General features: G+C 61.9%; 9 protein-coding genes. 3 read left to right on the forward strand and 6 right to left on the reverse strand.

All coding sequences use genetic code 11. The features are described from left to right. Positions 1 to 384 precede the first annotated feature (384 nt). The 6 genes from AB4Y34_RS39800 to AB4Y34_RS39825 form a co-directional block, all read right to left on the reverse strand. On the reverse strand, positions 385 to 1,056 hold the full coding sequence (locus AB4Y34_RS39800) for a Lar family restriction alleviation protein (RefSeq protein WP_368719122.1): 672 nt from the start codon (positions 1,054 to 1,056) through the stop codon (positions 385 to 387). A gap of 101 nt (positions 1,057 to 1,157) precedes the next feature. Further along, positions 1,158 to 2,018, reverse strand: a complete 861-nt coding sequence (locus AB4Y34_RS39805) for a phage Gp37/Gp68 family protein (RefSeq protein ID WP_176370093.1) — start codon at positions 2,016 to 2,018, stop codon at positions 1,158 to 1,160. A gap of 12 nt (positions 2,019 to 2,030) precedes the next feature. Next, on the reverse strand, positions 2,031 to 2,486 hold the full coding sequence (locus tag AB4Y34_RS39810; RefSeq protein WP_368719123.1) for a hypothetical protein: 456 nt from the start codon (positions 2,484 to 2,486) through the stop codon (positions 2,031 to 2,033). A 99-nt stretch (positions 2,487 to 2,585) separates the two neighbouring features. Next, the gene (locus AB4Y34_RS39815) at positions 2,586 to 2,906 is read right to left on the reverse strand and encodes a hypothetical protein (protein WP_368719124.1); all 321 of its coding nucleotides are present in this window, start codon (positions 2,904 to 2,906) and stop codon (positions 2,586 to 2,588) included. 46 nt (positions 2,907 to 2,952) lie between these two features. Next, the gene (locus AB4Y34_RS39820; RefSeq protein WP_368719126.1) at positions 2,953 to 3,465 is read right to left on the reverse strand and encodes a phospholipase D family protein; all 513 of its coding nucleotides are present in this window, start codon (positions 3,463 to 3,465) and stop codon (positions 2,953 to 2,955) included. Positions 3,466 to 3,605: 140 nt separating this feature from the next. Continuing rightward, the gene (locus AB4Y34_RS39825; RefSeq protein ID WP_176370097.1) at positions 3,606 to 4,829 is read right to left on the reverse strand and encodes a DUF1173 family protein; all 1,224 of its coding nucleotides are present in this window, start codon (positions 4,827 to 4,829) and stop codon (positions 3,606 to 3,608) included. Positions 4,830 to 5,514: 685 nt separating this feature from the next. On the opposite strand from AB4Y34_RS39825, the gene AB4Y34_RS39830 reads away from it, so the two are divergent. From AB4Y34_RS39830 to AB4Y34_RS39840, 3 genes are all read left to right on the forward strand, one after another. Further along, positions 5,515 to 6,099, forward strand: coding sequence for a hypothetical protein (locus AB4Y34_RS39830; protein WP_255215381.1), 585 nt, complete (start codon positions 5,515 to 5,517; stop codon positions 6,097 to 6,099). A gap of 104 nt (positions 6,100 to 6,203) precedes the next feature. After that, positions 6,204 to 6,341, forward strand: a complete 138-nt coding sequence (locus AB4Y34_RS39835) for a hypothetical protein (RefSeq protein WP_255215382.1) — start codon at positions 6,204 to 6,206, stop codon at positions 6,339 to 6,341. Positions 6,342 to 6,411: 70 nt separating this feature from the next. Beyond that, the gene (locus AB4Y34_RS39840; protein WP_368719125.1) at positions 6,412 to 9,399 is read left to right on the forward strand and encodes an SNF2-related protein; all 2,988 of its coding nucleotides are present in this window, start codon (positions 6,412 to 6,414) and stop codon (positions 9,397 to 9,399) included. The last annotated feature ends 154 nt before the right edge of the window (positions 9,400 to 9,553 follow it).

Consider the following 9,553-nt stretch of genomic DNA (forward strand, 5'->3'; position numbering starts at 1 on the left):
AGGGGTTCCTGCATCTCATCCATTCCGCGCATCGCATCCGCTGCCAAAGATCATGAACACGATATCCATAACGCCCGTCCCTCAAACCCCGTTTACACGGGACCCAAATTCAACAGCCTGCTAGAGTCGTCAAGAAGCATTGCCGTGTCGGTGTGACTGCTGGCGGTCTGTGTGGGCTCGAGAGCAAACAAGACCGATTGAAGGGCAGTTGTACTACGCAAGCGGCCATCGCAAGCGCTTGGTGACGACCGACCGTTGAGGGTCGGGTGCCGCCTTTCGCCAGCTACATGGTTGAGCAGCCTTCGCAGGATCTGACGATGTCGGTCCGATGACGTCGCGACTTATACAAATTAGTTCGTCTCGCACGCCGCGGCCAACCTGCCATCACCAGCGATCCCTGTCCGGCATTCCGTCGATCGCCAGTGCAATCCTGTCTTCGAACATCAGGTCGGAGTGCTCGCGCGGGGTAGGTATCGTCGGAAACTGGATGTAGCGATTGCCGTCGACGTCCAACCACTTTACGAGTTGGACCAGCTTGCGGTATCGCGCGGCGTCGCGAAGCACCGGCTCGATTGGCCAGCTGTCGATCGTCGAAACCGAAGCGTCGACCAGCCTCTGGGCGAGCACGGCGAACAGCGGTCCTCGCGTCTCCCAGTCCTCGTCATTGCGGGCCAGCATGTCAATAACCATTTGGGTGTCGCAGGCGCCAAGCTCTTTCTCGACGAGATCGCGCAGGTCACCCTCGGTGATTTTGGGTCTGCTCAAACGCCTGTTCCATATCACCGCTGCATCTTTCAAAGCGTCGGCTTCATTGTTGGCGTATGGGAACCACGGCGTCGACATCCCGCAGTCGGCGCAATAGATGCAGGCAAGCCTCTCGGTTTGAGGGGCGAAGGGCGGGCGGGGCATAGTATCCCCGATCTTGGGCGGTCCCGCGTGGCGTCCAAACTGGCCATAGTCAAAGCCAGACTGACCGATTTCGGCGGCGACGCGTTGAGACAGGCCGACCGTTCCGCGTCCGCCGCAGTGATCGCATGGATAGAGCTGTTCGTACATTGTCCGGGTCTTCGCCGTGCATTTATTGGGAGATATTGGCAGGCATTATCGTTGGACATTGGACGCGCGAAAAGCCGATTTACAACCGGAAAAGCGCCGCTTTATGTATGAAGAATAGTTTCAGGAAAATCGTCATGAACGCGGCCGTCCAGTTCGCGACCGGCGGCTTTCTTGCCGACGCGGTCCATCGGCTGTGTGGAGGGGTTTGAGCCGGGTGCCCATTCGCCCCATTGCTTGAAGAAGAACGGAACCTCCGCGGCAGCGCACTGATCTCGCAGCGAGCGCGCCCAATCGGGATGCATTGGCCGGGCGCCGTGTCCGCTTTCGCCACCGGCAATCAACCAGTCCAGCGCCTCGAGGGCGTTGGTGTGGTCGCGCCTGTCACTGCCCGCAAACATGCCTTCGAAGCTCACCGGGCCCAGCAGCGGCTCCATGGAAAGGAAGCGCACCCGCGCTGGCACCGCAAGCAGCTTCGGGATGTCGCGATCGGCCTCGGCCTGATTGACGACCGTCGCGCCGAGCCAGACGTTGTCGCGACCCGCGAGCCAATCGCGCGATCGCGCGTGAGCGACCATGTCGGACACATTGCCGATGCGCTTCGTGAGCAACAGCCAGTTCAGGTTCGGCGTGCGCTCGATCAGCTCAAACAGATCGCGGCGCCATAGCGGATCGACCTCGTTGTCGAACACGTCGGCGAGCGATGCGCAGAACACGCGCTGGCGGCGACCGTGCTTCGCGAAGAACTCATCATGCTGCGCATTCCACTGCAGCGGCTTGCGCCAGTTCGCGGCGGAGGTGCGGCGACGTGGCGCGCCCGGGCCCCAGTTGATCGGCGTGCCGCCGGCGAAGCGCGCGTTGCGCGTTTCCGCATAACAGTGATCGCAACCCGGGCCGACCTTCTGGCAGCCTTCCCACGGATTGAAGGTGTGGTCGGTCCATTCGATCTTGCTGTTCTCGCTCATCCCGACTCCCGCTCAGACAGTTTCGACATCGTGAGACTGTACCGCCAGCGTGCCGCACTGGCGGGCGCGCTTTTCGATCGCGTCCAGCCACGGAAGGAACGCCGCGTCGGCGAGATCGGACGGCGCGCAGGTCGGGACGATCAGATGTTCGATGTGATCGCCCGCCGGGTTGATCGCGTCGAGCGTCTTCGCGTCTGGCACGACCCAGAAACACCAGCGCTGCACGAAGTACCACCAGGTTTTCGCGCGCTCGAGTTCGGCCCATGCCGCGCTGAAATCGAGGACCGACTCGACTGCACTGAAGAACACGCAGCGCACGCCACGGGGCGTGGCCGCGGCGACGACTATCTGGCGGCCCGAAGAAAGTGATTCAGGATCGTGGCCGGCGCAGCCCAAAGCCGGGTAGCGACCCAGCCAGTCGAGCGAGCGCGAGATTGCGCGTTCAAGAAAAAAGGTTTTGCCCAGCATCGCGGACTCCTGTAGTTGGATAGCCCGATGAGAACCGGGCGCATTTTGATCTTGCCTGTCCGGACCGGAAGTCAAGTTTCGCCGTTGCTCCGCCATCCGCTACCGCGTGCACAGTCGTTGACCGTCGACCCACGCCTTGCGCAGTGCCGCCCTGACGCTGTCTGCCTCGTTGGGAAAATTGCGCTGTACCCATTCACTGCTCAGAACGCGCTCTTGGTCTGTCCAGTCGTTCTCACCCTCTCGCGTCTCCTCGAATGACGCGAGCGCGTTGTCGACCCGCTGCAGGATCGCGTTCAGGCGCTCCTGCAACACTGAAAGCCACTGGCGCACAGAATCGGGGCGACCGGTGAGCACGAACGGCGACGCCGCATAGCGCGTCAGATTGAGGATGTCCTGAACTACCTGGGATATCTGTTGCACGGGTACTCCTGTTCAGTGGGTCGGAGCGGCTGGAAGTCCAGCGCTTTCAATAGGAGGAACGGAATTCGACGCCCTGGTCCCAGCGGCTTTGCCAATGCTCGAGGTAGCCCCGGGCGACGCCCGGGCAGTCCCAGAGCACGAGCGCGTTTTCGCTATTGCGAGACGCCGCAGCCTGGCTGTAGTTAAAAGAGCCGGTCTCGACAGTTGAACCATCAACGACCAAGACCTTGTCATGGTGGATCGGGTAGACGCCAACGGTGCGCACCGGAATGCGTGCGTTCACGAGCAGGTTCAGGGCCGCGTGCGCCTTACCGGAACGGTCCTCGTTGACATTGCTCTTCTCGTCGACGACGACGGCGACTTCGACGCCACGGCGCTTCGCCTGGAGCAGGTGACGCACGACATCGGGCGAGGTGAACGAATACGCCGAAACCCGGATCGAGCGCTGGGCGCTGTCGATCGCGCGGTCGACCAGTGCGGCCGCGCTGCCTTCGGGCGAGAAGCCGACTTCGGGCTGGCACGCGCCACTGCCTGCTGAAGCGTGGGCCGCGGTTGCCATTACTGCGGCCACTGCCGCGCTCATGATTGCCTTCGTGAACTGCATGGTCGGATTCCTGTGTGTGTTGTTGGATATTCACGCGCCGGGGCCGGTTTGCCGCGGCGGCCATTTATTTCCAGGTTACCGGGCCTCCGGTGAAGTCAAGTCGCGCGCGCGTCGCGAAGGGGCGGAAGCTGCACCTGCGTGAGCGGCTCCCGATCGACATCCCATTCGACGGCCGGTATGCCACGCGCGAGCCGAAGCGCCCGCATTTCCTCCTTGCGTGCCTCGTAGGCTGGAACACCGTTCATTCCATAGACCTCGATGTGCGTCCGCACGCCGGCGTCCCGTAAGACGAAGTCGGGCAACATGTCGTCCTCTGCTGACATACGAACGGGCTTTACGAAGTCTCGCCGCTCAGTGACAAGCCGGTTGGCCATCGCGACTTCGTGAATCGAATCGCAGGGCAGGTACGCGTGAGAGCAGAGCATTGCAGCCAGATCAATAACTTTCAGGTGGCCCTTTGAAGTGCGCTCAACGAGAAGGAGGGCAACGACGCGTGCGCTGCGCTCGCCGAGGGCGCGCCACGCATGCCCATAAGTCCGCGCGGCGTGCTCGATCAGGCTGGTGCTGGCGTAGTACCTGCGCGCGCTCTGACGCAGACTTACCGCGTGACCATATTGGGTCGGAGCCACCTCGCTTACCTCCCCAATGATGAGCCCGCGCCGCGTCGTTCCTTTTTCTGTCGTGAGCCGCGCGATAAAAGCATCGAATTCTGCATTGATTGCGACGCGATCGGCTTCATCGAAGCGACGCATGATGTGCAGGACGTTCTGGGCATCGGCACCGTTGATCAGGGCCGTCCCTGCCTCAGCCAGCACCTGCCCATTGCATTGCCCCCAGTGGCGCGATGATGCTGTGCCTGTCCATTGATTGAGAGCTGCTTCGACCCACAAGGTCTGGAGGAAGGCGAGCAGGCTGGCCGAGCGCCGGCTCGGGCGGGATCGGGTTTCCGTTGCCGAGCCGCGAGAGCCGATGGTGGTTTCTCGCGTGGTTAGCGCGGCGTCCAATTTTACGTTCAGGCCTGTGGGTGTCGACAGGATGGCTGCTTTGGAGTCGCCGCCGCGGACGGAAGGTGCAACGTTCGGATCTTTGAAGAACGAGCAGGCGCGATCGTGACGATGTCCATCGTCTGGCCAGCCGGCCAGATGGAGCAGCGACCCGTAGCGGCGGATCACAAGCTGGAGCGAAGCAGCACCCCCGCACTCGCATGTGGCATACCCGGGCGTTATCTTTGCGCGTTCAAGCCGCCTCATGTACCGCGCGGGATTTTCCTGAACGTCGCTTAAGGGGAATGTGCCGCCGTCGAAGCTTACGTTGAACATGTTGCACGCACCATTAAATTTGGCCGTAGAGGCGTTCGAAGGACCTCGGCGGCATCGGGCATCAAAACTGGCTCATTGACTCCGCGCGGACAAGGCGCGTAAGCCATTTTGGGCCGCGCGGCGAGCACGGTGACATGCGAAAGCTGCACGCTTGCGGGAGCTTTAATGGTGCGCTTTGATGCGACGAAAGCTATACGGTTTTCGGAAGGTTTCCCGGTTAAGTGGCTGAGCCGGCTCACGCTTCCTGCTGGTGCCGCTCTTTGATGCAAACCTGATAATCGCCTTGCGGCGAGCGGCCGGCAAGGAACAATCCACAGGGTTATCCAGAAAATCTGTGGATAAGCATGCGCCGACGTGAGAGCGCGGAAAAGGCTGAAAGCCATACAGAATTCGCGCCCATTTCGGGAGTGCCGCCGGAACGCGAGCGGTAGCATCTAGGCATCCATCGCGTCACTGACGCATCGACTAAACGCCCGCGGCGGTATTCGACCCATTACCGCGCAGCGGCCCTGCGCCTTCTGGTGGTGGCAGCACCCGAATCGGTGACTGGCGGACTTGCATTCGCCGAGCGTCGTCGTCGGGTACGCAACCACTACGGCATCTGAATCCACGCGCTTCGGCGCAACAACCTGGCTCGCAGCTGCGGGCAATCCACTTACCCAAACGGGATCACTCCCGACTGGGCGTGCTCTCCCGTCTCATCCACAAGGGAAGCACCATGTACACAGCACTCGTTCAACAGTTCAAGGACGCGCAGACCAAAGCAGCTGCCGCTTATCTGGAAGTTTGCGCGGCAGAGATTGCCGCATTTCCGAAGGATTCGGAACATCCGTATCGCGCGGCAAGCGTCCGGTCGGAGTACTCAACCGAGCGCGAGCTCTCGGACTTCTGCTCGCGTCTGGCTCATGTGCTGGTCGGGGAAGCGATCCGTCGCTTCTCGCCTCCGGGCGGTCGGCTGGAAATCAACGACGATCGGGAACTGGCCAACGCGTCGATCGATATTCGCGGCGCATTGAAGGCCGGGAAATGTCCCGACTTCGACGCTTTCTGGGCGCACCTGGAACGCACGTTCAGTGGCGACGCTGGAAAGCGCATCGGACTCGTTCAGGCGGCGAAGCTGGTGATCGATGGTTTCGGGCTTCGCCCGGAAACGGAGATGAAACGCACCAGCAGCGCGATCATTCTTGACGCTCGAATCTGGAGCGAGCAGGTCTACGCCTCGAGCGACCGTAAGGCCACCTATCACTCGGCCACGACAGCCGTGGACTGATCCGCGGACTCGCGGCGTTCGCGTCTGACGCTGGATTCCATCCGCTGTCCGCACAGCTTACGCGCGGGCGACTGGTCGACTACCACTTCACAACGCGGGAAAAGGTGTCACTCGACGGCCTCGACATCGTGATGTTCAACGAGAAGTGGCAGTTCAAGTTTGCGCATCAGGTCGGCGACGCGCTCTCCCTGTTTATCAGCGAGTACGGTACCGAGCATCTGGCGAATCGTCACCGCTTCTGAGCGGTCGCCACGAATCCGACTGTCTTTCACTGGCCCGCTTGTGCGGGCCTTTCTTTTTTCGGGAGCTGCAATGGAGCAACTTGATTTAATGGAATTGATGGATGCGGACTGGTACGCCCCGCTTCGCAGGATCGTGAGTCTCGGCTCACAGGATCAAGGTGTCGCGCACCAAGGCGAGCTGCATATGGCCCGCCAGCGTCATCTGGGGCAGTTTTTCACCCCCGATGCGATCGCGCTGTTCATGTGGCAGTTCGTGTGCAACTTCCTGCCCAAACGCAAGGTGTCGATCCTGGACAACTCGGTGGGGTCCGCCCGCCTGTTGCAATATGCGAGCCCTGATCGTCACGCGCTGTATGGCGTCGACGTGCATGGCGACGCAATCATCGCGGTTCAAGGTGCGATGGAGGCGGCCGGATTCGACTGCGATTTCCGGCGAGCCGGGATGGAGGACATCCACCCCAGGTCGTTCGATATCGCGCTGATCAATCCGCCGTTCTCGCTACACCTCGAGTCACCGCATCTGAAGCCGCTACCCGGTACAACGTGGGGTCGATATGGGCAAGGCACCTCCGCACTGAGCCACGAGTACGCACTGCAACAGGCGCTCGACGCTGCGCAGGTCGTTGTGGCGTTGCTGCCACTGACGTTCGCCGATGCGATCGCGTCGGCCACCTACGACAGCGATTCGCCGTTGCAGCGCGCGGCGCACCGTCTCGCGGGTTTCTTCGAGATGCCGGTACAGGCGTTCAAGGAAGAGGGCGCGAATGTCCGCACGGCGGTTCTCGTCTTCGATCGCTTCCGCCTCAAGATCGGTCAGTTCGTGCGCGAGCAGGTGTCCGATCCGTCCTTGACCGTCGCTGATCTTAAGCTGCATTTCGAGGAGAGCGCACATTCGAAACCGAAGCTCGGACTCCAATCGCTCGATGAGTCACAGCCCGCGATTACGCGGCCCGTGACAGGCGATCAGCGGGTCACGATCTGTCACGACGGCCGCCGGATTTCGCTACGGTTCCGTTGCGGATTCGTCGAGGCGATGGTGCTCAATCACGTGCTGGATCGGCGGATCTACTCGCGAGACGGTCATAGACTGCCGCGTGGGATGCGGTACGCGGGGCAGGGCCTGCTGGATATCGAAACGTATCTGGTGCAGGACGATCCTTCCGATGCATTGAACCGGCTGGTCGAGCATATCGAGTCCGCGGGCGGCAAGGCGGAGTTCGCCCCTGGCTTCGTTGAGCATTTTGCAAGGCGCGCGCGCAGGTCGGCGCGGCAGGCCGTACCGCTTCGTCACGAAGTCTGGACGACGGGCGCCCGCTCCGCGGAATCGGTTACCGGTGTCGCTCGCGCGACCCACAAGATCGATCCAACGAAATGGGCGAGTCCGCTTGTACGGGCCGGTGACACGGTCGTTTTCGCCCGGGAAGCTGACGGGCGTTACGGATACACCGTGAACGGCGTGGCGAGCATGCTCTCAGTCGACGAGCTCAACGCGAGGTTCAGCGTTGAGAACGTCGCGGAGGGCTGGGAAGTCGTGCACGAGGGTCTGGCGACGGCGTTTCCACAGTATGCGGCGCTGCTTCGTCGTCGCATGGAAGCGCTCGGTATCGATCAGTGGCTCGATTGGGAGTTCCAGCAGGACGATCTGATTGAAACGCTGATGAAGCCGCAGGGTTGCGTCATTGCATGGGAGCAGGCGTGCGGCAAGTCGCGTCTGTCCATCGCGCTGATCCTGCTGTCGGGCGTCACGCACGGTCTGATCGTGGTGGAGGCCCGTCTTATCGGCGAGATGCTGAACGAACTGGCGCAACTGCCGATTGACCCGTCTGTCGTGAAGGTCATCGACAGCGAGGAGGATCTGAAGGATCTTCGCCAGGTGAACCTGATCTCGTATGAGCGTCTGCGCATGCCGGTGGATCGGGCGAAGTCTGTGCGGGTGACGTATGCGCACAAGCTGCGCCGCCGTATCGGCCTGCTGGTGGCTGATGAAGGCGAGCGGCTGGCCAATCCGACGAGTGACCAGAGCCGTGCGCTCTGGCAGCTGTCCGCCCGGCGACGTTACGTGCTGACGGCCAGCCCGATTCCCAACTACCCACGTGATGCCTTCGGGCTGATGGCGTTTTCGGGTGGCGACGGGACGGCAGCGCAGCCGTATGGGTACCGGCGAGGCTATATCGAGCCGAACTGGATCAACTCGGTGGAGTTCGCGATACGCGGCGTCGACCGGTTCCGTGACGACTTCGTGGTGCTGGAGTGGGTCACGTGGCAATTCGCGGAAAGCCTGCAGGAAGGGGCAAAGCGCGAAGTGCCGAAGATCGGCAACCTGCACGCGTATCGCGCGATGCTGGCGCCGCACGTCAAGCGCAGGCTGGTCTGCGAACCCGACGTGTCGCGTTACATCCAGATCGATCCGCCCGTGGTCACCACGCACACGGTGGATTGGGACTCTCAGCATCTGGCGACCTATCTGGATGCGGCCGACGAGTTTGCGGACTGGTATCGACGCTCGCGCGACGACAGGAAAGCCTGCAATCTCGTGACGATTCTCGCGCGCATTCGTGCCGTGCATTTCGCCGCGAACTATCCGCAGTACGGGATGGAGGGCGTCGCACGGCTCTCGGGTCTGACGAGCAAGCAGCGCGCGGTGATTACCCGTATGCGGGAAATCGCCGCAAAGGGGCAGCAGGCGATCGTGTTTGCCGAGAATCCGGGCGTGCTCAATGCGATCGCCAGGGAACTGTCATCCGATGGCGTGGATACGGTTCTGTTTCATGGCGAGATTCCGATCAGCAAGCGGGTGGCCGACAAGGACCGGCGGTTCATCACCGGTCGGGCAACGGGGCTGCTGTCGACGAAGGCCTCCGGTCGTGCGGGTTACAACCTGCCGAACGCGGACTACGTGCTCTTTTACGACCGGTCGTGGACGTGGCGCATCGAGTATCAGGCGATGCGGCGCGCGCTGCGCTGGAACCGCAAGGGCGTGCTGAGCGTGGAGTATTTCCATCTGCCCGGCAGCATCGATGAGTATGAGGTTGACCCGGTTCGACGGATAGATCTGTAGTTGAGGTTAATGCGGTGTGGCACCTCCCGATAAGATCAAATCGCGGGTTGTCCACGGCCGGGCGGCGGGTCGCCTGTCACGACCACGCTGCCCGGCGGTGGGCAACCCGCGCGACGACAAGCTTTGATCTTGTGCATGCAGGTTTTCGAACTCG

The organism is Paraburkholderia sp. BR10954 (assembly GCF_040965775.1).
Taxonomy (GTDB): domain Bacteria; phylum Pseudomonadota; class Gammaproteobacteria; order Burkholderiales; family Burkholderiaceae; genus Paraburkholderia; species Paraburkholderia youngii.